This window comes from Rhodococcus sp. ARC_M6 (assembly GCF_022810305.1).
Lineage (GTDB): Bacteria > Actinomycetota > Actinomycetes > Mycobacteriales > Mycobacteriaceae > Rhodococcus_F.
In genome coordinates this window covers 15,745-39,985 of sequence record NZ_JALGQH010000028.1, presented here as the reverse complement: position 1 = coordinate 39,985, position 24,241 = coordinate 15,745, and the positions used below count along the sequence as shown (strand labels likewise).

23 protein-coding genes and 1 riboswitch are annotated in these 24,241 nt (G+C 62.3%); of the genes, 11 read left to right on the top strand and 12 right to left on the bottom strand.

The features are described from left to right. Window positions 1-7: 7 nt before the first annotated feature. The 3 genes from MTX36_RS23130 to MTX36_RS23120 all read right to left on the bottom strand — a co-directional run bounded on the left by MTX36_RS23130 (window position 8) and on the right by MTX36_RS23120 (window position 1,874). Complete coding sequence (locus MTX36_RS23130; protein WP_243621990.1) at window positions 8-691, bottom strand: maleylpyruvate isomerase family mycothiol-dependent enzyme; 684 nt, start codon at window positions 689-691, stop codon at window positions 8-10. A gap of 73 nt (window positions 692-764) precedes the next feature. Then, window positions 765-1,280: a GNAT family N-acetyltransferase gene (locus MTX36_RS23125; RefSeq protein ID WP_243621989.1), complete on the bottom strand. Its 516-nt coding sequence runs from the start codon at window positions 1,278-1,280 to the stop codon at window positions 765-767. Window positions 1,281-1,466: 186 nt separating this feature from the next. Then, window positions 1,467-1,874, bottom strand: coding sequence for a PPOX class F420-dependent oxidoreductase (locus tag MTX36_RS23120; RefSeq protein ID WP_094273060.1), 408 nt, complete (start codon window positions 1,872-1,874; stop codon window positions 1,467-1,469). Between the two features lie 30 nt (window positions 1,875-1,904). On the opposite strand from MTX36_RS23120, the gene MTX36_RS23115 reads away from it, so the two are divergent. From MTX36_RS23115 to MTX36_RS23085, 7 genes are all read left to right on the top strand, one after another. Continuing rightward, the gene (locus MTX36_RS23115; protein WP_243621988.1) at window positions 1,905-2,666 is read left to right on the top strand and encodes an SDR family NAD(P)-dependent oxidoreductase; all 762 of its coding nucleotides are present in this window, start codon (window positions 1,905-1,907) and stop codon (window positions 2,664-2,666) included. Continuing rightward, the gene (cbiE, locus tag MTX36_RS23110) at window positions 2,663-3,937 is read left to right on the top strand and encodes a precorrin-6y C5,15-methyltransferase (decarboxylating) subunit CbiE (protein WP_243621987.1); all 1,275 of its coding nucleotides are present in this window, start codon (window positions 2,663-2,665) and stop codon (window positions 3,935-3,937) included. The genes MTX36_RS23115 and cbiE overlap by 4 nt, the downstream gene beginning before the upstream one ends. Then, on the top strand, window positions 3,934-4,683 hold the full coding sequence (gene cobM, locus MTX36_RS23105; protein WP_243621986.1) for a precorrin-4 C(11)-methyltransferase: 750 nt from the start codon (window positions 3,934-3,936) through the stop codon (window positions 4,681-4,683). Before cbiE ends, cobM begins: the two co-directional genes overlap by 4 nt. Before the next feature lie 20 nt (window positions 4,684-4,703). Beyond that, window positions 4,704-5,450, top strand: coding sequence for a cobalt-precorrin-6A reductase (locus MTX36_RS23100; RefSeq protein ID WP_243621985.1), 747 nt, complete (start codon window positions 4,704-4,706; stop codon window positions 5,448-5,450). Between the two features lie 91 nt (window positions 5,451-5,541). Further along, the gene (locus tag MTX36_RS23095) at window positions 5,542-6,519 is read left to right on the top strand and encodes a HAMP domain-containing protein (protein ID WP_243621984.1); all 978 of its coding nucleotides are present in this window, start codon (window positions 5,542-5,544) and stop codon (window positions 6,517-6,519) included. 157 nt (window positions 6,520-6,676) lie between these two features. Continuing rightward, window positions 6,677-7,318, top strand: a complete 642-nt coding sequence (locus MTX36_RS23090) for a ScbR family autoregulator-binding transcription factor (RefSeq protein WP_243621983.1) — start codon at window positions 6,677-6,679, stop codon at window positions 7,316-7,318. Window positions 7,319-7,336: 18 nt separating this feature from the next. Beyond that, complete coding sequence (locus MTX36_RS23085; protein ID WP_243621982.1) at window positions 7,337-7,840, top strand: DUF1990 family protein; 504 nt, start codon at window positions 7,337-7,339, stop codon at window positions 7,838-7,840. 24 nt (window positions 7,841-7,864) lie between these two features. Here the strand turns inward: MTX36_RS23085 and cobJ are convergent, their stop codons facing one another. Genes cobJ through cobG form a run of 3 tightly spaced genes read right to left on the bottom strand, consistent with a single transcriptional unit; the run spans window position 7,865 to window position 11,134 of the window. Then, window positions 7,865-9,349, bottom strand: a complete 1,485-nt coding sequence (cobJ, locus tag MTX36_RS23080; protein ID WP_243621981.1) for a precorrin-3B C(17)-methyltransferase — start codon at window positions 9,347-9,349, stop codon at window positions 7,865-7,867. Next, on the bottom strand, window positions 9,346-9,972 hold the full coding sequence (locus tag MTX36_RS23075; protein ID WP_243621980.1) for a precorrin-8X methylmutase: 627 nt from the start codon (window positions 9,970-9,972) through the stop codon (window positions 9,346-9,348). The genes cobJ and MTX36_RS23075 overlap by 4 nt, the downstream gene beginning before the upstream one ends. 19 nt (window positions 9,973-9,991) lie before the next feature. Further along, complete coding sequence (cobG, locus tag MTX36_RS23070; RefSeq protein WP_243621979.1) at window positions 9,992-11,134, bottom strand: precorrin-3B synthase; 1,143 nt, start codon at window positions 11,132-11,134, stop codon at window positions 9,992-9,994. Between the two features lie 74 nt (window positions 11,135-11,208). Further along, a riboswitch (cobalamin riboswitch) is annotated at window positions 11,209-11,290 on the top strand. 63 nt (window positions 11,291-11,353) lie between these two features. On the opposite strand from cobG, the gene cobN reads away from it, so the two are divergent. Beyond that, on the top strand, window positions 11,354-15,004 hold the full coding sequence (cobN, locus tag MTX36_RS23065; RefSeq protein ID WP_243621978.1) for a cobaltochelatase subunit CobN: 3,651 nt from the start codon (window positions 11,354-11,356) through the stop codon (window positions 15,002-15,004). Between the two features lie 46 nt (window positions 15,005-15,050). Beyond that, window positions 15,051-15,860 (top strand): hypothetical protein, encoded by an 810-nt coding sequence (locus MTX36_RS23060; protein ID WP_243621977.1) that lies wholly within the window; start codon window positions 15,051-15,053, stop codon window positions 15,858-15,860. On the opposite strand, the gene MTX36_RS23055 is transcribed toward MTX36_RS23060, so the two are convergent. Beyond that, entirely contained in the window at window positions 15,861-17,498 is a 1,638-nt protein-coding gene (locus MTX36_RS23055; RefSeq protein WP_243621976.1) for a GMC oxidoreductase, read from the bottom strand. 211 nt (window positions 17,499-17,709) lie between these two features. Between MTX36_RS23055 and MTX36_RS23050 the strand changes: the two genes are divergently transcribed. After that, window positions 17,710-18,090, top strand: coding sequence for a PPOX class F420-dependent oxidoreductase (locus MTX36_RS23050; RefSeq protein WP_243621975.1), 381 nt, complete (start codon window positions 17,710-17,712; stop codon window positions 18,088-18,090). A 2-nt stretch (window positions 18,091-18,092) separates the two neighbouring features. Here MTX36_RS23050 and MTX36_RS23045 read toward each other — a convergent pair whose 3' ends face one another. Further along, window positions 18,093-19,118: an alcohol dehydrogenase catalytic domain-containing protein gene (locus MTX36_RS23045; protein WP_374230524.1), complete on the bottom strand. Its 1,026-nt coding sequence runs from the start codon at window positions 19,116-19,118 to the stop codon at window positions 18,093-18,095. Between the two features lie 183 nt (window positions 19,119-19,301). Beyond that, window positions 19,302-19,616, bottom strand: a complete 315-nt coding sequence (locus MTX36_RS30615; protein ID WP_374230525.1) for a pentapeptide repeat-containing protein — start codon at window positions 19,614-19,616, stop codon at window positions 19,302-19,304. 173 nt (window positions 19,617-19,789) lie between these two features. Here MTX36_RS30615 and MTX36_RS23040 point away from each other — a divergent pair, with 173 nt between their 5' ends. Next, entirely contained in the window at window positions 19,790-21,310 is a 1,521-nt protein-coding gene (locus MTX36_RS23040) for a hypothetical protein (RefSeq protein ID WP_243621974.1), read from the top strand. Window positions 21,311-21,339: 29 nt separating this feature from the next. On the opposite strand, the gene MTX36_RS23035 is transcribed toward MTX36_RS23040, so the two are convergent. The 3 genes from MTX36_RS23035 to MTX36_RS23025 all read right to left on the bottom strand — a co-directional run bounded on the left by MTX36_RS23035 (window position 21,340) and on the right by MTX36_RS23025 (window position 24,201). Then, window positions 21,340-21,699, bottom strand: a complete 360-nt coding sequence (locus MTX36_RS23035) for a hypothetical protein (RefSeq protein ID WP_243621973.1) — start codon at window positions 21,697-21,699, stop codon at window positions 21,340-21,342. 67 nt (window positions 21,700-21,766) lie between these two features. Next, window positions 21,767-23,350, bottom strand: a complete 1,584-nt coding sequence (locus MTX36_RS23030; RefSeq protein ID WP_243622017.1) for a hypothetical protein — start codon at window positions 23,348-23,350, stop codon at window positions 21,767-21,769. Between the two features lie 215 nt (window positions 23,351-23,565). Then, window positions 23,566-24,201: an isochorismatase family protein gene (locus MTX36_RS23025; RefSeq protein ID WP_243621972.1), complete on the bottom strand. Its 636-nt coding sequence runs from the start codon at window positions 24,199-24,201 to the stop codon at window positions 23,566-23,568. Window positions 24,202-24,241: the final 40 nt, after the last annotated feature.

The following is a 24,241-nucleotide window of genomic DNA, read 5'->3' as shown; positions in this document are numbered from 1 at the left end:
CAGCATGTCAGTTCTCGGCGCGGCGTGAGCCGCAGATTCGGCCGCGCAGAGTCGCCAAGCCGGGGCCTTCGAGTTCGTCCGTGGCATCGTGGCGACCGGAGATAGACATGAGTAGAGCTTCGCCTGGTCCGCGGACGTCAGGCCCGCGTCCCGCGGTCCAGTCGAGGTCTGTTGCGACCAACCGGAGGCCCCGGATCCGTCTGCGTGCGCCGATCGGGGGTGCGATGCGTGCGAAGTCCAAAGCGGGCACGAGCCGCTCGGTCGGGATGTCGCGGGGAATGCCGAGGGGGCGGCGAATGTCCTGCTGATGAATCATTGCGTCGACTAGGGCGATCCGGCCACCGAAGCCGGTAGTGAGTCCTCGAGGTTTCAAGCTGCGCTCGAGCAAGTCAAGCAGTTGGTGCGGGCTGTGCCCGGCGAAGTCGTCCAGCCCGATCACATTTGCTCGGTCGAATCGTAACCAGCCGCGAGTGAACCGGCGAGCGACCCCGACCGGACTCAGCTCTTCGTAGCTGAGCATGTGGGCAACGACGTCGCGGACGGTCCAGCCCGCACACAGCGACGGCGCCTGCCATTGCTGTGGGGTCAGAGAATGCAGGAGCGTCGCGAGTTGGGCCCGCTCGTCATGAGCCAACTCGGTCACGTCACGCATAGAACTCCCGATCCGGTGATAGCGCGCGGAGTTGGCCATTGACGCATTATTTCCGACGCCGAGCGGCCCGTGGGCTAATTGCGTCAAAAGGCTCGCAGTCCGTTGCTCACGCTCAGAGCGCCCGGAACATGCAAGCGCGAGGCCACTGATCCAAGCCGTGCGCGAGTTCTGCTGCCCGGATCTTCTTCAATCCGGGCGTTTCTTCGGTCTCTGCGAGGTACCGGAAGCCGAACCGCTCGTAGTACGGCCCGTTCCAGGGCACTTCGGTGTAGGTGGTCAGTGTGACGGCGGGTAGGTCATGCTCGCGTGCCCACTCGACCATATGGTTGAGCAGTGCCAGCCCGATTTTGCGGTGTGCGTAGTCGCTGTGCACCGACACCTGATCGAGGTGCGCGTTGCCGTCCACGATCTCCACAAGTAGGTATGCGACCGGCTTGTCGTCGAGATCGGTGCTCACCCAAGCCTTGTCGGACACGACGAACTCCCTGAGTGCCTCGATCGACGGTGGTTCATCGCCTGCGACGAAAGCCATTCCGATCTCGGTGAATGGAAGTCCGGCGGCCCGCTCGATGCTCTGTATGGCGATGAGATCGCTCTCGCGGGCAGACCGTATCGCGTACGTGTTCACCGATCCTTCCTTCTTTCATCGTGCTTGTCGCAGTCCCGAATGCGAGTGCCAACCAATTGACCGGTGGTGCACGGTCTGCTGCGGAATGAAGGCGAGGATGGCCCGTCCGACGAGGATCGCAATGACGCCTAACAGTGCACCGGCCGGAAGTGAGAACAGTAGGCCCACCAGCCGTCCGCTGATGTCCTATTTGAAGGCCGGTGATCCAAGAATGCGGGCCACGTCGATTTCGATGACCACTCGGGCCGGGTTGACGCGCGGTTGGCGGTACCGCTCGGCGTAACGCTCGACGGCGTCGGCCACGGATTCGGCGTCGTCGAGCACTCTGGCCGGGCCTTCCAATGTGAGCCAGCGTCCGCCGTCGACGGAGCCGATGGCGGCGTAACCACCCCTGGCCGCGTTGACAGCTTTCTGGGAGCCCCCACTCGTAATGACCCGGGCTTTTCCGGCTTCCTGATCCCAGGTGAACCCGACTGCAACCACGTGCGGAGTGCCGTTCGGGCGAAGTGTCGTCAGGGTGGCGAGATGGTATTCGCGGACGAAGGCCAAACCGTCTTCGGAGAGCGCGGCCGTAGTGCGGGGGGTGATGGTCATGCCACGACGGTAATCGAGGAGACTAATGCAGTGACTGCGGGTGCAAACAACGAAGATGCCGAGACGGTTCTCCTACTGGGAGGGCGCAGTGAGATCGGCCTGGAGATAGCCGTTCGCCTGGCGCCTGGTCGACGGATCGTGCTGGCGGCGCGGCGGAGTGGTGAACTTGAACAGCAGACCAAGATGCTGCTGGACGCCGGAGCTGCCGCGGTCGGTGTTGTCGAATTCGATGCCGACGCAACTCAGAGTCATGGATCGGTCTTTGCGCAGGTAACGGCCGCCCATGGACCGATTTCGATTGCCGTACTGGCGTTCGGCATCCTCGGTGATCAGTCGCGCGCCGAAAACGATGCCGCACATGCTGTCGCTGTTGTTCACACTGACTACGTCGCGCAGGTCAGCATCTTGACTCACTTGGCGGAGTTGATGAAGCGTCAAGGCCGCGGCAAGATCGTGGTCTTCTCATCGGTGGCGGGCGTGCGGGTGCGTCGCGCAAACTACGTCTACGGCTCGGCCAAAGCAGGTTTGGACGGTTTTGCCAGCGGGCTAGGCGACGCGTTGCACGGTACCGGAGTTCAACTGCTGCTGGTTCGGCCGGGATTCGTGATCGGAAAGATGACGGAGGGCATGACGCCCGCACCGATGTCGAGCACACCATCACAGGTTGCCGACGCCGTCGTTCGTGGTCTGAAATCCGGGGCTACGAGGGTGTGGGTGCCCCGGATCCTGCAGCCTGTGTTCTTTGTGATGCGCCTTCTGCCGCAATCGATCTGGCGGCGGATGCCGCGATGATCGTGCATGAGCCCGTTGTTGTCGTCGGCTTGGGTGCCGACGGGTGGGACGGGTTGTCGGACGCCGCCAAGCGTGCGGTTCGGGAAGCGCAGGTGCTGATGGGTTCACCTCGGCAACTGGAATTAATCCCGACTGTCGAGGGCGCGCCGGATGACCGCATCGTGTGGCCTACGCCGATGATCCCGGCACTACCAGGTTTGTTCGAGGCCAACGCTGATCGGCACGTCTGTGTGCTGGCCAGCGGCGATCCGATGTTCCACGGGATCGGCGTCACGCTGGTGCGTTTGTTGGGCGCAGACAACGTTAGGGTGTTCTCGCACCCGTCGTCGGTTGCGTTGGCCAGTGCGCGAATGGGCTGGGCGTCGGCGGATGTGGAGTTGGTGAGCCTGGTCAATCGCGGCGCATCGACAGCGTTGGCGGCGGTCACTGCGGGAGCTCGCCTATTGATTTTGAGCAACGGCAGCGCAACGCCGGGTGAGGTGGCCGCGTTGTTGGCCGAATCAGGCTTCGGTCGATCTGTCTTGACGGTCCTGGGCCAACTCGGTAGTCCGAACGAATCGCGGACCGCTGCGCTAGCGCAGGACTGGGATATCGACTCCGTGGATGTGGATACATTGAATATTGTTGCGGTGGAATGTGTCTCGGACGGCACCCGCCCCCGGCTGACTCGCACCCCCGGACTTCCCGACGCTGCATTCTCCGGTGACGGTCAGATGACCAAGCAGGAGATTCGCGCTCTGACACTGTGTGCGTTGGCACCGGCACCCGGCGAGTATTTGTGGGACATCGGCGGCGGCTCCGGAACCATCGCAATCGAATGGATGAGAACTCACCCGCGCTGCACAGCAACAACTTTCGAGCGTGTTCCGTCCCGCATTTCGCAGATCGAGAACAATGCCCAGGCATTGGGTGTCCCGGCTCTCGACGTGCTGGGCACGGCACCCGAATCATTCGCAGAAGTGCGTCGTAGTCCCGATGCGATTTTCATCGGCGGCGGCGTCACCCAAACTGGAATGCTCGACGCCTGCTGGTCTGCGCTCGACATCGGCAGCAGGCTCGTCGCCAACGCGGTCACTGCCGAGTCGGAAGCGCTGCTACTGGAGTGGTTCACGCGCTACGGCGGAACTCTGCGCAGGCTGCAGGTGCAGCGTGCCGAACCCCTGGGAACATTCAACGTGTGGCGACCTCAACTGCCGGTGGTGCAGTGGTCGGTTACCAAAAAGCTGACGCTCGAAGATGGCGTCGACAAGTCGGAGGAAAACTCGAAATGACCGTCCACTTCATCGGTGCGGGGCCCGGTGCGGCCGATTTGATCACGGTGCGCGCGCAGCGAATCATTGCTTCCAGTCCGGTGTGTCTGTACGCGGGCAGCCTGGTGCCAGCAGAACTGCTCGAATCGTGCCCTGCCGACGCGCAGGTTGTGGATACGGCTCGATTGAGCCTCGAACAGATCACGGCGCTGCTTATCGCCGCAGATTCCGCTGGGCATGACGTCGCGAGGTTGCATTCCGGCGACCCGTCAATTTTCAGTGCAGTGGCCGAGCAGGCTCGACGCCTCGACTCCGCGGGAGTCCGATACGACATGATTCCCGGTGTTCCCGCATTTACTGCCGCTGCCGCCGCGCTGGGCCGTGAACTGACGGTGCCGGGGGTATCGCAGACAATTGTTCTGACCCGGGTGTCCACCTTGTCGACGGCAATGCCTGACGGTGAGGATCTTCGCTCGCTCGGCCGAAGCGGCGCAACGATGGTGATTCATCTCGGGGCGCACCGGATCGAGCAGATCGCTTCCGAACTTTCCGAGAACTACGGGTCGGACTGCCCGGTGGCTGTCGTTGCATTCGCGTCGAGGCCCGAAGAAATCGTGGTTCGCGGAACATTGGGATCGATCGTAAGCCTGGTGCACGAAGCCGGCATCACCAAAACCGCTGTCGTGATCGTGGGCCGGGTGCTGACAGCGGAAGGTTTCCCGGACAGCTACCTGTACTCGGCTGCGCGTGAGCGGACTACGCACTGAACGAGCAACGCCGGCGCCGTGTGCTTGTGCTCGGCGGCACTGGTGAGGGACGCGAAGTCGCTGCCAGCTTGGCGGATTCGTCCGACCTTGACGTTGTGACGTCTCTGGCGGGTCGTGTACGCGACCCTCGGTGGCCTGAGGGTGAAGTTCGGGTAGGCGGATTCGGGGGAGCGGAAGGGCTCGCGGAATGGCTGCACGAGAACAGCATTCAGGCTGTGCTGGACGTTACGCATCCCTTCGCTGCTCGTATCACCGCCAATGCGCACCGGGCCGCCGCGGCCTGTTCGATTCCGTTTGCGATCTGCCGACGTCCACCGTGGCCACAATGTGATGGTGACACATGGCTTCCCGCACGCGATCTCGATCATGCAGCGGAATTGGCACCGACACTCGGCAGGCGCCCGTTCCTGACAATCGGCCGGCAAGGTGTATCGGCGTTTGCCGGCGTTCACGGCGTAGATTTTCTGATCCGGTCCATCGATCCGCCGAGTGGCGAGATGCCGGAGTCGTCGACGTTGATCTTGGCGCGGGGGCCGTTTGACGTGGAATCAGAGGTCGCGCTCATGCAGCGCCATGACATCGACGTCGTGGTGACCAAGAGTAGCGGCGGCGATCAGACGTACGCCAAAATTGTTGCTGCACGACAGTTGAAACTCCCCGTGGTGATGGTGGTGCGCCCACTGGCGCCGACGGGTGCGCGCACCTTCGATTCACCGGATATGGCCGCGCAGTGGCTCGAGTCTGTCCGAGGTTCAGAGGACGGATGACAACACCATCTGGTCGGTTTCAGGTTCGTCTAAGGTTCGCGGCACATACTGGAAACATGTGGGGAACGGGCAACAAACACCGAGGTCGGACATGAGGGTGTCCGTTCCCGCTCTCGGCCGTCGCCAGCATTCGGCGATCCATGTCCGAACGCTCCATGCCCGAGTGAAACTTCTCACGGCAGGCTTGGTTGCGATCGCTGTGATCGCTTCGGCGGCTTCCGTGTACGTCGTGTTCAACGCGTATCTGCAAGGCAATGTCGATCGTCAATTGGAACGGACGGCTGAGGCAATCGTCGATACCGTCAACTTCGGCGGGGTCACACCGGTTTTGGGGTTGACCGCGGGAGCCGACACCGCAGTGATTCAGGCTGTCGGATTGGTAACAACGGACGGGGCGTTGGTGACCGCCACTCCCGGCCTGCCTCCGTTCAGTACCAGCAGTGACGCAATCAAATCCATTGCACACCGCGCGTCGGGTCCCACGATTGCGACGCTGGACGCCTATCGGGTCCTCGTCAGTCCGTCGGTCGCAGGTCAGACGTTGATCGTGGCGCAGTCCTTGGGTCCGACGCGTTCGGTGTTGAAACGGCTCGCGGTTGTGTTGGCTGCGTTGGGTGCGGCGGGTATTGCCCTCGCCTACGCCGCGGGAGATGCTGTGGCGCGCACCGGTTTGCGGCCGATTTCTCGATTGACCGCGGCAACACAGCGCGTCGCGGCTACCGATGATCTGACACCGATACCCGTCACCGGGGACGACGAGTTGGCGTCACTGACTGTGAGTTTCAATCGAATGCTCGGAACGTTGTCGGAATCCCGGACTCGTCAACGCGGGTTGATTACCGAAGCTGGTCAGGACTTGTTGGCTCCGTTGACTGCCCTGCGGACCAACATCGAATTGTTGATGTCGATGGATTCGGCGTCAGGCGCTGTATCGGAAATGGAGGTAGGTATTCTGCGAGACGAAATTTCCAACCAGATGATGGAACTGACGGTGCTGGTCGGAGAGCTGGTCGATCGCGCGCGGGTCGACGAAAGCGCATCAGGGAGAATTGATTCTCCACTGTTATGAGGCTCTCACCAGCGGATTATCGGTTTACGAAATATCTACCGGTAGTCCAACGCTGATAAGTTGGGGGAATTGTGAATATTCTGGGTATAGCCGGAAAGTAGGTGCAAACCGAAAGGGTTTGCGGGGGTGGGGCCTCGAGAATGTGAAAGGGGTTTCAGTGGTCAAGCAAGCACGCGCCGAGTTGACTCGGCAGCAGATTGTCGCCGGTGCGGCAGCACAATTCGAGAAGACTGGTTACGGCAGCACAAGTATGAGCGACATCGTCGCGGGTGCCGGTACCACGAAGGGTGCGTTGTACTTCCACTTCGCGTCGAAAGACGAATTGGCGCAGTATGTCATCGCTGAGCAGCATCGGATGTCGATCGAATCTGTTCAGGCGATTTCGGCTACCTCTTCGTCTCCGCTCGAACAATTGGTGATGCTCACGCACGAGATGGCTCGACAGATAGTCGAGGAGCCAATTGTCCGGGCAGGTATTCGATTGACGTTGGAACTGAGCACGTTCGAAGGCCCGGTTGAGCCGTATGCGGATTGGATCGCGGCGAGTACCGATCTGGCACAGCGAGCTAAGGACGCAGGTCAGATCAAGGGTTCAGTAGACATCGGTGCGCTGGGACGTTTCATTCCGGCGGCCTTTACCGGAGTTCAACTGGTATCCAATGTCATTGCTCGGCGTGCGGACCTCACGGAACGTGTCGACGAGATGTGGAAATTGATTTTGCCCGGAATAGTGTCCGATGCACTCTCCGGGGATGTCGACACGTTGGTCAAGAGTCGTTGGGTACCTGTGGCGGCATAGCCGTGTCAGACTGCCCAGATGACCGAAGAGCCGTTGACCTATCCCGAAGTGGGTTCTACCAGCGGTGAACTGCCGGCCGGCTATCACCACGTTCGCGAGAGCGCGATAGTTGGGTCGGGCCGCGCAGATTTCTCGACTGCCGCGGATACTGTCATGACCTGGGGGATGCACCGCGGGGCAGGATTGCGGGTGCGGTCGGCAGCGCAGACGGCGGTGGCCGGGCAGGACGCTACGTTCGGATTCGGCCCGGTGTCGATTCCGGTACGTGTTGTCTACGTCGTGGACGAGCCCGACCGTCGGGGATTTGCGTACGGAACGCGTCGCGGCCACCAGGAATGTGGGGAAGAGTCGTTCATCGTCATATTCGACGAGGTCAGCAAACAGGTTCGCCTCGAAATCACCGCATTCTCCAAACCTGGGACCTGGTGGGTACGGCTCGGTGCCCCAATTGGTCGATTGGTGCAGAAGTGGGTGACGCGGCGCTATATACGCGCTGTGATCGTGAAGGATTTCACTCTCTGAGCGAGTGAAATCCTTCACGATCAGTTAGGGATAACGGCGCGGCGTGAACACTTGCCGTCCGGATCCGGTGTCGACGACCTTTGTCATCGAGGAGCCGACTATCAACAATGTCCGCATATCGATTTCCGACGGTTCTAATTCCCCGAGTGTGACAATCCGAACCGACTCCTCGGCGCCGGCTACATCGCGGCCGATGATCACGGGTGTTTCGAGGGAGCGGTGATCGAGGACCAGGTCCTTCATTGCCTGGACCTGCCACGTACGCGACTTCGACGCTGGGTTGTAGACGGCAAACGCCATGTCAGCGGCAGCGACAGCAGAAATACGACGCGCCACGACGTCCCACGGCTTCAGGCGATCAGAGAGTGAGAGCACGGCGTAGTCGTGTCCCAAGGGAGCGCCGACGCGACTGGCCACGGCATTGGCTGCCGTCATTCCCGGAAGAATCCGGACGGGAACATTGCACCACTGGTCTTCGGCGGCAACTTCGAGAACTGCTGCAGCCATAGCGAATACGCCAGGGTCACCGGACGAGACCACAGCGACACGGGCGCCGTTCTTGGCGAGGTCGAGGGCCATGGCTGCGCGTTCCGCTTCGACGCGATTGTCGCTGGAGTGGCGACGCTGCCCGGGCCGTGTCGGGACGCGGTCGACGTACGGTCCGTAGCCGACGAGATCGGTGGCCAGTGAGAGTTCGTGGGCCACTTCGGGGGTGGTCCAGGCGGTGTCGCCGGGGCCGAGGCCGACCACGACAACCTCGCCGCGCGAGTTCTCCTGTCGAACAGGGTTGTTCGACGGACTCGGCACGATCGCGATCGAGAAGTACGGCACACCTCCGGGGTCGACATCGCCCGCAGCTTCGACGCGTTGACGTGTCGTACTGGCCCGCTCGACGTAGTGGGCTTCGGCGAGTCGGCCGGAGTCTTCGAGCGATCTCAGGACCGGCGGGAATGTGCGGCCCAGTTTGAGGATCGCGGCCGAGTCGGTCTCCTTGAGTCGCCTGGTCAGCTCTGCCTGCGGGAGGGTTCCGGGAAGGATGGTGAGGATTTCATCGCCCTCGACCAGCGGCTTTCCGAGAGCAGCCGACGCGGCGCTCACCGACGTGACACCGGGAATGACCTCCGCCTCGAAACGATCAGCGAGGCGTTTGTGCATGTGCATGTAGGAGCTGTAGAACAGGGGATCGCCGGCAGCGAGTAGCGCGACGGTGCGTCCGGCAGCCAGATGTACGGCCAACCTTTCGGCGGCGGCCTCGTAGAATTCGTCCATTGCACCCTGGTATCCACCGGGATGATCGATGGTTTCGGTGGTAACGGGGTAAACGAGGTGTTCCTCGATCTGGCCTTCGCGCATGTACGGAGCGGCCACCGCGCGGGAAATGCTCTTGCCGTGCCGCGCCGAGTGGAAGGCGATAACGTCGGCCTCACCGATAACGCGGGCAGCCTTGACGGTCACCAGCTCGGGATCGCCGGGTCCGATGCCGACACCCCACAACTTGCCTTCGCTCATTCTACTTCGCTCGCAATCGCATTGACGACGGCCGCAGTGATGGCGCTGCCACCGCGTCGGCCTCGGAGTACCAAATGTTCTATGCCGCTGGGATGTTCGATCAGTGCTTCCTTCGATTCGGCTGAGCCGATGAATCCCACGGGCCCGCCGACGATAGCAGCCGGCCGAGGCCCGCCCGCTTCGATCAGATTCAGAAGATGGAACAGTGCTGTCGGTGCATTGCCGATTGCCACGACGGCACCTTCGAGCTTGGATCCCCACAGTTCCAGCGCGGCGGCGGAGCGGGTGTTGTCGATGTTGGCTGCCAGTACGGAAACTCGCGGATCTCGAAGGGTGCAGATTACTTCGTTGTCCGCGGGGAGGCGTTTACGGGTGATTCCGGCGGCGACCATGTTCGCGTCGCAGAAGATCGGCGCACCATTTCGCAGTGCGGTCCGGGCAGCAGTGATGACGCCCGGCGTGAACGCGATGTCGTCAACCAGATCGACCTGTCCGCTGGCATGAATCATGCGCACGACAGCTTGCGAGACATCCGCCGGGAAACGGCTCAGGTCGGATTCGGCCCGAATGGTGGCAAAGGACTGGCGATAAATTTCCGCACCGTCACGGATGTACTCGATCATGTGGCACACGATAGAGGCATCACCGAACTGTCGGATTCACCCGGTAACCGTTTTCGGTGGCGATCACATCGGCTACGTCCCCGCGGGGGCGTCCGCACGAACGGTCACAGCCGGCCCAGTGTTGACGGCCTTCGATCGGCAGTTTCTCCTGCTCGACGGCGGTGATTGCGTCGGATCGAACGTCGGCGAGCGACTTTTCGCATCCGGGGCTTCCGGTGCAGGCTGTGACGTCGAGCCACGGTGAGTTCTCGTCGAAGATCAAGCCCATCGGAGCGAGCACGCGCACTACCTGCTCGGCTGCGCCTTCGTCGAGGTCGAAGATCAGAACCGAGCGCCACGGGGTCACGACCACAGGTCTTTCGATGGCGGCGAGGAATTCCGCGAGCCGTGCGTCGAGGAGTCCGAACTGGAGTCCGCCGCCCAAAGCCACAGTTCCGTCTCGCTGTTCGAGCCACCCGATCGCCGGACCGGCGTCGGGAGAAAGGTCGATTGCACCGGCGAATTCGGCGCCGAGGCCCAGGTGGTCGATGGTTCGGGCGACTCCGTCGGGTACCTCGGCGAGACGCCAGTGCTTGTCTCGAACTGCGAGGAAGGCGTGGGCTGCGTCGAGTAGGAGCGAGATGGCGTCGTCCTCGTGGACGCGGTGGCTGGTGCGATGGCCGGCGAGAACCAACGAGTGCTCGGTTTCGCTGTGCGCGTGGAGACCGAAATCGCCGTGCAAGCCGCTGATATCGCCGCGGCCGTCGTCGAGCGTGAACAGGGTTCGGCCAGGTAGATCAGCCAAAGCGTGATCGGATTGAACCGCAGAATCGAGTTGCGTGACCAGGCCCCGGATATCGGCGACGCCGCCGATTCGACCCGAGAGTGGGGAGGCCAGAATGTTGCGGACGCGCTCGTGCGTCGCCGACGGCAGCAGCCCGGCCGACGCGATCTGCTCGGCAAAAGCGTTGGGGTCCTTGACCGCTCGCAGCTGGATGTTTCCACGTGACGTGAGTTCCAGCTGCCCGTTGCCCAACGTGCGGGCGGCGTCGGCGAGGGTCTGCAACTGTGGCGGTGTCAGCACTCCGCCGGGTAGGCGCACGCGGGCCAATGCGCCGTCGGCGGCTTGGTGAACCTGCAGTGCACCGGGGCACGCATCTGGTTGTGAACGGTCCTTCGGCATGGTTCCAGGGTACGGCCGTCAGGTACGCGGACTCCTGACCGGTAGCATCATCCGGCATACGTGACAGTAGTTGAGGAAACCGGTGAGAAACCGGTGCGGTCGCGCCACTGTGAGTGAATCGAGCGGATTGTTTCCGTTTGTAAACACGAGTCAGACCCTCAACTGCCGTCGATGACCGATCTTGGCCACGGGGCGCGAAACCCCAGGAAGGTTTCACCCGTGATTCTTCTGCTTTCGACGTCCGACACCGATTTGCTGAGCGCACGCGCCGGCCAAGATGTCGGCCGAGACGTATCGCCGAACGCGTGGCGCGGCGGCGACGTCTCCTACCGCTGGGCCAACCCGTCCAGACTCCTGGTCTCGGAAGACCTGCCGCCACTGCTCGAAGGCGTCGACCTCGTTGTCGTTCGCATCCTCGGCAGCCGTCGGAGCTGGGAGGACGGCCTGGACATGGTCCTGGCGAGTGGTCTGCCCGTGGTCGTTCTGGGCGGCGAGCACGCGCCCGATGCCGATCTCATGGAGTGCTCGACCGTCTCCGCAGGTGTCGCTGCAGAAGCGCACAACTACCTGGCCGAGGGTGGCGCGCACAACCTGGCGAACCTGCATCATTTCCTCTCGGACACAGTCCTGCTCACCGGTCACGGCTTCGATCCGCCGGCTCGGCTTCCCGCGTGGGGCATCGCCGATTTTGCCCCTGAAATTGCCGAAAACAGCGGCCCCGTCATCGCGGTTCTCTACTATCGCGCACAGCACCTGGCCGGAAATACTCGCTACATCCAGGCATTATGTGATGCAATCGCTGACGCCGGTGGAACTGCCCTCCCGATCTATTGCGCATCGCTGCGCACGGCGGAAGCCGAGCTTCTCACCACGCTTCGACGCGCCGACGCCATGGTCGTGACGGTTCTGGCAGCCGGCGGAACCAAGCCGGCAACAGCATCAGCCGGTGGAGACGACGAAGCCTGGGACGTCGCTGCTCTCGCGGCGTTGGATGTCCCGATTCTGCAGGGACTCTGCCTGACCAGTAGCCGCGCAACCTGGGAAGAGAACAGCGACGGGCTGACCCCGCTCGACGTCGCGACGCAGGTCGCCGTTCCCGAATTCGACGGCCGCATCATCACGGTGCCGTTCTCCTTCAAGGAAATTGACGCCGACGGACTCTCCACGTACGCACCGGACCTGGAGCGCGCTGCCCGCGTCGCCGGCATCGCGGTACGCCACGGCAAGTTGCGTCACATCCCGACAACTGAGCGTCGTATCGCATTGATGCTCTCGGCCTACCCGACCAAGCATGCCCGCATCGGCAACGCTGTCGGCCTCGACACCCCGGCCAGTGCCATCGATCTGCTGACCGAAATGCGCTCCGCTGGTTACGATCTCGGACCCGTCGACGGACCCGATGCAGTACCGGGTCTCGCGGCAAAGGATGGCGACGCCCTCATCCACGCTCTGATCGCCGCCGGCGGTCAAGATCCCGACTGGCTTACCGCCGAGCAGCTCGAAGGCAACCCGATCCGCATCTCGGCATCGCGGTACCGCGAATGGTTCGCGACCCTGCCGGAGGAACTGCGCAGCGGAGTCGAAGAGCACTGGGGCGAGGCTCCCGGTGAGCTCTATGTTGATCGCTCGCAGGACCCCGCGGGTGAAATTGTCATCGCTGCACTGCGATTCAACAACATCGTGCTCATGGTCCAGCCGCCCCGGGGATTCGGTGAAAAGCCCGTCGCGATCTACCACGATCCCGATCTGCCCCCGAGCCATCACTATCTCGCCGCGTACCGCTGGATTGCCGCTGCACCCGAGGCCGGTGGATTCGGAGCCGACGCTGTCGTCCACCTCGGTAAGCACGGCAACCTCGAATGGCTGCCCGGCAAGACACTCGGCATGTCCAGCAGTTGCGGGACCGACGCCGCGCTCGGCGACCTGCCGCTGATCTATCCGTTCCTGGTCAACGACCCGGGGGAGGGAACGCAGGCAAAGCGTCGCGCGCACGCAACGTTGGTGGATCACCTGATTCCGCCGATGGCGCGCGCCGAAAGCTACGGCGACATCTCCCGACTCGAGCAACTTCTCGACGAGCACTCCAACATCTCGGCTCTCGACCCGTCCAAACTGCCGGCCATCCGCCAGCAGATCTGGACGCTCATGCGTGCCGCCAAAATGGACCATGACCTCGGACTTGCCGAGCGGCCCGAAGAAGACGTGTTCGACGACATGCTCCTGCACGTCGACGGTTGGCTGTGCGAGATCAAGGACGTCCAGATTCGTGACGGCCTGCACATTCTCGGCCGCGCACCGCAGGGCGACGCTGAAATCGAACTCGTTCTCGCGATGCTGCGTGCCCGCCAGATGTGGGGCGGCGAACAAACAGTTCCCGGTCTGCGTGAGGCGCTAGGCCTGAGCGAGGACGGCGACGAATCGCGCAATCGCGTCGACGACATCGAAGCGCAGGCACATGCTTTGGTCCGCGCAATGTCCGAAGCCGAGTGGAATCCTTCTGCTGCCGAGGAACTCAGCGATGACCCGATGGTTGTGAAGATCTTGCAGTTCGCGGCCACCGAAGTGGTGCCGCGTCTGCGTCAGACCGACAACGAGATCAAGCAGGTTCTGCATGCGCTCAACGGCGGTTTCATCGCTGCCGGCCCCAGCGGTTCACCGCTGCGCGGCCTGATCAATGTGTTGCCTACAGGCCGCAACTTCTACTCGGTCGACCCCAAGGCAGTGCCGTCTCGCTTGGCGTGGGAAACCGGTCAGGCGATGGCCGAATCCCTCGCGGCACGGTACCTGGCTGATCACGGCGAGTACCCGCGCTCGGTCGGCTTGTCGGTGTGGGGGACCGCCGCGATGCGTACCTCCGGCGACGACATCGCCGAGGTCTTTGCACTGCTCGGTGTCCGTCCGGTGTGGGACGAAGCCAGTCGGCGCGTCGTCAGCCTCGAGGTTATCGATCTCGAAGAACTCGGCCGCCCTCGTATCGACGTCACTGTCCGCATTTCAGGCTTCTTCCGTGATGCGTTCCCCCACGTTCTGGCACTTCTCGACGACGCCGTGCAGTTGGTTGCCGCACTCGACGAGACGGACGAGCAGAACTACGTCCGAGCCCACGCGCAGGCAGATCTTGCCGAACACGGTGATGCCCGGCGCGCGACCACTCGTATTTTCGGCTCCAAGCCCGGGACGTACGGGGCCGGCTTGCTCCAGTTGATCGACTCGAAGACGTGGCGCGGCGACGACGACCTCGCCGAGGTTTACACCAACTGGGGCGGCTTCGCCTACGGTCGCGGCCTCGACGGCATCCCCGCTGCCGACGACATGCGTAGCGCCTACCGTCGAATCAATGTGGCGGCCAAGAACACTGACACCCGTGAACACGATATCGCCGACTCCGACGACTACTTCCAGTACCACGGCGGCATGGTTGCCACCGTGCGCGCGTTGACCGGAAAGTCTCCCGAGGCATATATCGGTGACAGCACCCGGCCGGAGTCGGTTCGGACACGCACACTTTCGGAAGAAACGGCACGAGTCTTCCGGGCGCGCGTCGTCAATCCGCGGTGGCTCGACGCCATGCGGCGCCACGGATACAAGGGCGCCTTCGAGATGGCGGCTACCGTCGATTACCTCTTCGGCTACGACGCCACCACCAACGTTGTTGCGGACTGGATGTACGAGAAGCTGGCCGAGACATATGTTCTGGACGAGCAGAACCAGAAATTCATGACGCAATCCAACCCGTGGGCATTGCACGGCATCGCCGAGCGATTGCTCGAAGCCGCCGAGCGCAAGATGTGGGAGCACCCAGAGCAGAAGACGCTCGACGGACTGCGTCAGGTGTATTTGGAGACGGAAGGCGAACTCGAAGGCGAGTAGTCCCAGCGTCCCAAAGGTTGTCAGCAGGTATGCGCATAATGTCTGAATGGCTGTTTGCACGCGATTTCGTCGGGACGGTGTCCGGTGCACCAACGAGACCATCAACTACGACGGTTGGTGCCGCGAGAGTGATTGTCACGGGTTCGCGCGTTCGGAATACTCGAAGGCTCCCGTCTCGATCGGTTCACCGCGCGGGACGTCCAAGCACATCCGGATGTCGAAAGACACGCCCGTCGGAGACATCACGATCGAGGATGTTGCGGACGTCCGCGTCTCGCTGCGCGCCGTGGACAGTTTCCGGTACCACCACGGTGGGGATCTGAAGGCTGCAGAGATTCAGTTGCGCAGCATGCTGGAAGATTTTCTGCTCAAATCTGCGCGATTCCTATCGGGCGGCGGGTACCTGCAGATGTCCAGAGATGGCTATGCACTGGTCCTTTCGCCTGATAGGGGCACAATTACCGGCTATTCCACTGTGCATCGCGAACGCACTTGGGAACAGGTCAAGAGCGGCGTGAAATCCCGTTTCAAGAACCGCGGGGAATCGACTGCTCCTCGGCCCGAGGTGGGGCCGCCGGTGTCGACGGCAGATTTTGCCGACAGCTTCGAGCCCACTTCCGTGCACCTCACCGCGCGGGTGCGTCAGTCCTACGCCCCGATCTGCGGCATACCTCGGACGTCACATGCCGAACTCGAGGCCGCAATTCGCGCAGTGATCGGTGAGTGGAAATCGGGGACCGTCGCGCATCTCGACGACGGACCTTTCGAACTCGAAATCGACGGCCGATACTGGCTCCTCTCGCCCGACTGCCGCGTCTTGATCGGGGTCAGAGCCCACTCATTCCGGAGGCAGTGACTATCGCTTCGACCGGATGATCTCCGCAACGTTGCGCTCGGCCAATGCAGTGATGGTCAGTGACGGATTGACCGTGCCCGTGCTGCCGGGAATCGCAGCGCCGTCCATGACGTACAGACCGTCGTATCCTTTGACCCGGCCGTATCCGTCGGTGGCCTTGCCCAATACCGCGCCCCCCAGTGGATGAGCGGTGAACGAGGAGTTGACGTCCTGCGCCAGCGGCAGCGCGCCCGGCAGAGTTGTGCCGGCAATCGACATCTTGTTCTGCACTGCGCGCAGCGCTTCGACGGTTGCGGCGCTGCCGTTTTTGGGCCAATTCAGAACGACGCGGTTGGACTGGGCGTCGTAGGTGAAATCCGCTCGCTGCGAATCGAGGGTCATACCAAGGCTGCCGAGCAGGCCGATATTGACGGGTACTCCTGGTACATGCCAGTTTTCGAGCGAGAGAGGCATTCCGGTTTCGTCGACGATACGCGAAGCGGACGGTGCGGCCTGGGCATTGCCGTCGCTGAATCCGAAGGAACGCACCATGGCGCCGTCGCCGTTGGTTCCCCAACCCTTGCCGATGTGTTCGTTGAGGTTGGGCAATGCACCGGTAGCTTGGGCGCGTACCAATAGTTCGGAGGTTCCGATCGATCCGGCTCCGAGAAACAGACGATCGCAGGTGATGGTGCGACGGCTGAGAACCATCCCGGTGGGATCGCTTGATTCGACCTCGACGATGTATCGTCCGTCGCGTTCACGCCCAATGCTCAGCGCCTGATGGCCGTAACAGACGGTGGTTTTTCCGGTTGCTTCGGCGGCCGGAATGTAATTCTGGTTGAGGTCGAACTTGGCGCCGTTGGAGTTACCCATGTTCGTCTCGCCGACAGAGGCTGACGGCCTGGTTCCACCGGTGAGTTCGGATCGGATAACGTCCCAATTCCAGATTCCGTCAACGCGCTGCGGGTCGAAGCCTGCGCGACGGGCGTCCTGATCCCAGCGACGTGAATGGCCGAAATTAGCTGACTGATACAAATCTTCGGGTAGGGGACTGAGCCGAAGCATCTGCCGGACCTTGGGATACCAGGTGGATGCCATCTCGTCGTAGCTCAACGAGTTACCGAAGACAGCGTCGAAGAATCTCCGCTCCGGCGCAATCATCACACCGGTGAAGATGACGGAACCGCCGCCGACGGCAGCTCCACGCCAGACCGAGATGTTCTCGTAGTCGGTGGCGTCGAGAACTCCACTGAAGTAATCGCAGACCACCGGCAGGCCGGTGAGGTTGGTGAACGACGTCCGGCGGAACACACCACGGCCGTCAGCGAGGAGGTCGGAAGTGTGGATTTCACGAAACGGATCCCGTGGCCAGCGCAAACCGCGCTCCAAGACCGTGACCGCAGTGCCGTTCTGCGCGAGGCGCAGTGCCGTTGCGCTGGCACCGAATCCGGAGCCGATGACGATGGCTTCCGAATGAGCCGGCGCCGGCGGAGACGGAACGAACAGTTCTGGAACCAGATTGCGGTAGTGATCGCTGCCCATGGGCAGCGCGTGCTGCGGCGATGGTGCTGCGTGCCCGACCGCGGTGGATGTGAGCGTTGTAGCGGCAACCGTCGCGCCAGCTCCGGCTGCCTTCAAGAAATTTCGACGCTGCATGATGAAAAATCGACTCCAGAAGCCTCGTTAATACAGTTAACGAAAGAATAGCTCGAGGTTGGTCTTTCTCATGCATTGAGGCCGGGAGAAGGCGCCCAATTTCGGCATTTATCGGACAAATGGTCAATTATCAGACCGGTGATGCGGTCGCTGGGGATTATCTGAAGTTTCCAGTTGCCTGTTTGTTGTTGCACACACCTATCCTCGAGGGGTGAACCCAGACTTCAAACGAGTGACCGAATCCAAATACGTCTTGCTTACCACCTTCCGCAAAGACGGCACACCCGTCGCAACGCCGTTGTGGGCTGCGCCCGACGGTGAGCAGTTGTTGATGTGGACGGTCACCGATTCGTACAAAGTGAAGCGGATCAAGCGAAATCCGTCAGTGACGATTGCCGTGTGTGATGCTCGTGGCAATCCCAAAGGTGAGCCCGTAGCCGCAAAGGCGGAGATTCTGGATGGACCCGGAACCGATCACGCGCGCGATGTCATTGCCCGTCGGTACGGCATCATCGGCTGGATCACCATGAAGGGCAGCCTCCTTCGTCGCGGCAAGACCGGCACCGTCGGGCTGGCGATTACTGCTGCGTGACCTCAGTTTCCGGTGGTCAAGACCATGCGGAAGCGGGCCTTGCCGGTGAGCATCTTCTCGAAGGCGGTCCCGGCATCGTCCAGCGGCGCCTCCTCGGTCCAGGCCCGCACCCCGGTTTGGGCGGCAAAGTGCATAGTTTCCTCGATGTCGAGTGCGGTTCCGGACGCATGACCGTACATCTTCTTGGTGTTGTTGATGAACTCCAATCCGCTGAGCTGCAAAATATCTGGTGTTGCTCCGACGATGACGAGTTCGCCCCGTCTTCCCAGCCCGTCGAAGGTGGCGGTCATCGCCTCGCCGTTGGTGACCGTCGCGAGAATGACCTTCGCGCCGCCGAGGGATTGCAGTGCTTGTGCGACGTTTTCGGTGGTGCTGTCGATGTAGTGATCAGCTCCCAATTGTTTTGCCAATGAAGACTTTTCGGCACCGCGGGCAATGGCGACGGTGACAAAGCCCATCTGGGTAGCGAATTGCACGCCGAGGTGGCCCAGCCCTCCGAGCCCCAGGATCGCGACAACGTCGCCAGCTCGTGCGGCACTGCGACGCAGGGCGTTGAACACGGTTACTCCGGCGCAGGCGAGTGGCGCTGCCTCGACGGCAGAAAGCTCATCCGGAATGGCTGCCAGTGCAATCGCGGGTACAACGACGGAATCCGCGAACCCTCCGGGGTAAGCGACACCAGGAATCTGCAACTTGGCGCAGTTGACTCCGTCGCCGTCACGACAGGCGTCGCAATACCCGCAGCTACCGCCGTACCAGCCGACCGCAACCCGTTGGCCGAGTGTCCAGCCGTCAACTCCGTCTCCGATCGATTCGATCCGGCCGGCGATCTCATGGCCGGTGGTAAGCGGAAATGTTGTGCCGGGAAGTAGTCCGCTCGTGATCATCGCATCGGAATGGCAGACGCCGCAGGCCTCGACGGTGACGCGTACGTGGCCTGGTCCGGGCGGCGGGGTAGTGACCTGCGTCCGAACGAATGCGCCACCCGCTTCGGCGGTGTGCATCGCTCGGGTAGTCGAGAGTGTCATGGCGTGTCCCTTCGCTGAAAGGCTGATGGTCGTCCTCATTCCAGACTCGTCCAGAACTCGATCATTAGCCACGGGACCTACAACGGTTTCGTACGTGGGCACAAAAGACCTCCGGAGCTGTGTTCGCGAGGAATCGCCCGACATTGCTCCGGAGGTGTTGACCTTGGCCAGATTTCAGCTCATTCAGCTACCGAAAAGACTGAGCGATCCCAGCGATCCGGTCGACGAACTCCGATCGCTCACGGTGACGGTGACGGTGACGGTGAAGGTGAAGGTACCCGAACCGATCGAGGGAGAACCAGCCCGGATGCTATGGACAGTGCAGGTCACAGTGGTCGTGCCGATGGGAAATGTAATGGACGTATCCAGTGGGACAGCGACGTTCTGCGGTCGGGTACATCCGGTCAGGTCCGTCCAGGTCAGATCAGCGCCGGACAAGGTTGCGTCGGACAGGTCTGCTCCAACTAGTTTTGCACCGATCAAGTCCGCACCGGACAGGCTCTACGAGGGTAACCACGGCCTCCGAACATAACGAACATTCACCCCATCTGGGCTCGATTGGGCGGAGCGGGTTTTCGGGAAACGGCGCGACCGGAAACTTGGTGTGGTCCACTCGAACCGGAAATGACGGACATTGCCCGTTCTCAGCGAATAACCGAAATGGAGAAGCGATGCAGAAGTTGCGGTACAACGCCCCGATGACGGGGGTAAGGGGCCGGTTGGCTCTGACAGCACTGACGGCTGTGCTGATTACCGCTTCTGCCAGCACCGCAACGGCGCTGCCCACCTGGGGGCCACTTGCCCCCGCGAACCCGTTCCTCGGACCTCTGGGAACCTCGACGATGCACGGCGACGCAGGTTCTTCGGATGCAACCCCGTTGGCTGGTCCGGGCAACGGGGCACTGGCAGTGGAGTCGCTTTCCTTGGCATCAGCGTGCCCGACGTTGCTCGAAGGCTCCGACGGACTGGTTTTGGCGTTGTGCACCAGCATTCTCGGACAGGTTCCGACCCTGCATCTGATCGACACTTCCGACTTCGAAACAGGCTCGTTGGGTTCGTTGGGTTCGTTGGGTATGGTGGCCGGATCGTCGGCGCCCGCCGCTTCGGTGGCGCAGCTCGAATTCCCGAAAAGTAGCCTGCTCGGCGGCGTCTACGCCTACGTGGACAACGAGGACCGGCTTGTTGCGGTCTTCGGTGACAACAAACTTGTGCGAGTGAAGCACGAGCAGTCAACGGACGGAGCCTGGCGACTATACGTCGATCAGTCCGTCGACCTGAGTGGTTCGATCCCGGCCGGAGACAGTGTTACCGGCCTGGCCCCGGACTGGCAGGGCAATGTGTGGTTCGCGACCGGAGCCGGCCTGGTTGGACGAGTGGATGGGGGAGGCGTCGCCCGGACTCTGCAGCTGCCTGCTGGGGAGGGAGTGCAGAACAGTATTTCCACCTCGCCGACCGGTACTGCCGTCGCAACTACCCACGCGTTGTATCAGCTCAGCGCTTCGCAGGATGGCGCACCGGCGATTGACTGGCGTGCGCCCTACGATCGTGGCAGTGCGCGCAAGCCGGGCCAACTCAGTTGGGGAACCGGTTCGACGCCCACCTACTTCGGTCCCAACGGATCCGACTACCTGACCATTGTCGACAGTGCCGACACTCAGGTGAATCTACTCGTCTACCGCGCATCGACCGGTGAAACTGTCTGCAGCCAACCAGTTCTCACCACCGGGGGCCCGGGCAGTGAGAATTCGCCGATCGGCATCGGCAATTCCGTATTTGTTGCCAGTACTTACGGATATCCCTACCCGGCGCAGCCTGCCGGCGCCGGACCCACCGTCCCCGCCAGTGCACCGTTTACCGGCGGAATGACCCGAGTTGACATCGACGTCGACGGTGAAGGTTGCCACACGGTCTGGAACAACGATGCTCGCAGCTCGGCTGTGCCGCATCTGTCAACTGCCGACGGAAATCTGTATACCGTTGTGCGTCAAGTGAATTCGCCTTCCGGTGATACTTCGCCGGCCGACGGATTCGCTTTCACAGTGATCGATCCGGAAACGGGAAATATTGTCACGACGCGTGACCTGCCCGGGTCGATGATCAACGACACGTTGCAGATGTCGGCGCTCATCGACTCGTCGGGTGACTACCTGCAGGGAACGATCAGCGGAGTGATTCGAGTCAGCGGCCAGTAGAGTTGGTCGGTGATCGCCCCGCACACTATTCAGTGCGTGGGGCGATTTTCTGGATCCAGCGTCACGGTGACGGTTACCCGGCCGCGGGCGTCACGGTGACTGACCGCGTGTCCGGTGCGGCCGCAACCGTTGAGGGTGGCTGTTACCGGGGCGCCTTCATTCCGGAAATTGCGCCACCAATTCTTCTTGTCGGGCAGGGCAACCCTGATGGTGAGTTCGTTTCCTGATTGCGTGAACGACACCGGGAGCGTGAAGGTCTTACCCGACTTACGTCCGGTGTAGGTGAGCACGACCATCGACTTGCTGGCGTACTTCCCCAGAACGGGGATGTGGGTTGAGGCCAACACGATCTTGTTCACTGCGGCAGCGATCTTCTGAAACGTGTTCATGCTTCGATCCTTCCAGTTTCGGCCAACTCCATCAGCTCACCGGTAGTCACCGCAGGACACTGCCCTGTCAGCGGACCACCAGGTCATGGTCGGTGGCGCTGAGGGTGATCGCCGCAATATGCCGGCCGCGCATCCAGTCCCGGACAAACGCGTCCAACGCGGGATTCGATCCTCGGGCCGCGTACGAGTCCGCCGGGATCTCGATCGCCCCGACGAGGTGGCGCGGGTTGGCGTCGAGGCCGGCTGCGCGGGGTGTCATCCGGAGTCCGTCGGCGGTGTGCAGGATGACCGGAATGACGGAGCCATCCGGTGCGGTTACGGTCGCGGTCCGAGTGGTGGCGACCGGGTCGAAGTGGTTCACGTCCAGTCGGTAGCCGGACGGCTGCGCGTGCTGGCCGATCGCGTCCAACATGCGCGGATCCACCACTGTGTACGGAAATCCGATGTCGATCAGTGTCTGACCGTCGATGGCGCCGTCACGGGCCGGAAGGGTCGTGGACAGGTTCCAGGGGGCTGCGGGGGCCAAAGTGTCGGTCGAGCGGTCCGTCGGCGAGTTCTCGATCGGCGTACCGAGGAGGTCTGCGCCGGTCGACGTGAACTCCCACACCCCGCCCACGAGATCCTTGTGCCAGAAACCGGATTCGCCGCCGCTGCGGCCCTCTACGCGCAACTCGCGCCGATTCGGTCCGGGGCCGAGAGAGTGCACACTGATCGCGGACGTGATCTCGCCGGGAATCTTGGGTTGGTGCACCCACTCCGGCGCCGGCAGCTGGATCGCGGCGGTACTGCGGTCCAGCGTCTCGACGACGAGATTGGGGGCGGTAGGCTTGTCCGACTGGTCGTCCCAGCTGTAGCGGAAGAAGATCGAGTCGGATCCCGACGAGTCGAAATCGAACGTGCGGGTGTACATGTCGCCGTACTTGTTCATCACGAAGGTGGTCGACCCGGCCCCCGACAACGATTCGGCCTGGAACCGTCCGCCGAGTGGCCCGCCGATCTCGTAGCTGTCGTCGTTGGGCAGCCACGGGTCCGCGTAGGTGATGCGGCTGCCGTCCCCGGTCAACGCGGGGAGCATCGTCATCTTGCCGTATCCGACGTAATGAATTCGTCCCGCGATATCGGTGAAGGTCTGGTTGTCCCACGGCGAGGACACACTCAACGCCCACCCGTTGGGTCGGTCCCCGGGTAGCTGCCGGCCGGGGCCGGCCCACAAGGGTGCGCCCCACGCAGAGGTCCAGTTCCAGAACAGCGGGTCCTGGGACGCGTTGTCCATCGTGTAGATCCAGCCGTTGTCGTCGACCGCGACGAGTTCGTCGTCGTCCAGCGATATCCCGACCAGGCGCCCGCGCAGGCACTCGGGCATCGGCACGTATCGCCAGGGCTCGGCTGAGGGCGAACCGGCGTCCCGTGGCCGGGTGAGCAGGTCGTGGCCAACGAGTGTGAAGTCCCAGAACCGGTTGAACTGGGTAGTCGGCGTGCGAACCTCGACGGATGTCGGGGCGGCCGGGCCGGTGAACGTCGGCAGATTGGTCAGTCCGACTCGGCCTCCGCCGGAGGGCGCCCCGGGCGGAAGTTGGGCGGTCCCGAACGGTACGCAGCCGGCCGGTCCTGTTGCGGCGGGTGTGGCCGCGGCGAGAGGCATGGGCAACATCAAGCTTGCTGCGAGGAGTATGCCGACATGCAGCAGTCTCGGTCGCTGAAGTTGCGAATTTCCACGGCTGGTGTGATTCACCGTCCGAGTGTCGCACGATTCGACACGTCGATCACACTAATGGTGAGGACGGTTGGTCGCGTCGGTCGTGGCGTTGGTGCGTCGGCGAGGATGCACTGTCCCCGAACCGATTGTGGTCCTTTGACATTGGACGCTTAATTGACTGTCGCCTCGCGTCCTTGGATGGCTGACACCACAAGGTTGCTCTTGGGCAAAGTCACTCCGGACTGTACGGCGTCGACCCACTCTGTTGTCGTGGCGACTGCAGCAAAGTTCGAGTGCAGAAGAACCATGAGTGTCCTGTGCAGCGACTCGGCTGATACCTGCCCTGCCTCGTTGGCCAAATGGATCGACCCGGTGGCGTCGGCGAGAATCTCAGCGGAGAACCCCAGGGCGTCGGACTCTGCTGCGGTCGCAAGGTCGCAGTTGTTTGTCATGTAGCCGACGATCGTGATGGTGTCGACGCTTCTCTCCCGCAACCAGTCGGCGACACCGGTCCCGGCGAACACGCTTGCGTACTGCTTTTGTACCTGCATCCACGCCGGATCGACGAGTTCCTCGAGTTCGGGGTGGAGCGACCAACCGGCCGTACCTTCGGCAAAAATTGGGGCGCCTACGGGTGTTCGGTGAGAAACGATGACGACTGGGACTTCTTTCGCAACAGCAACTTTGACGGTGCTGAGGATGTTGGCCAGAGACTCGTCGCGCGGCGGGTACTGGATCTGCAGCGGTCCGTCGAAGTACTCCTGCTGGACGTCGACAACGATGAGGGCACGGCGGGGGATAGACACAGTTGATCACTCCGGGAAGGTCGATCGGGTTCTGCTTTGC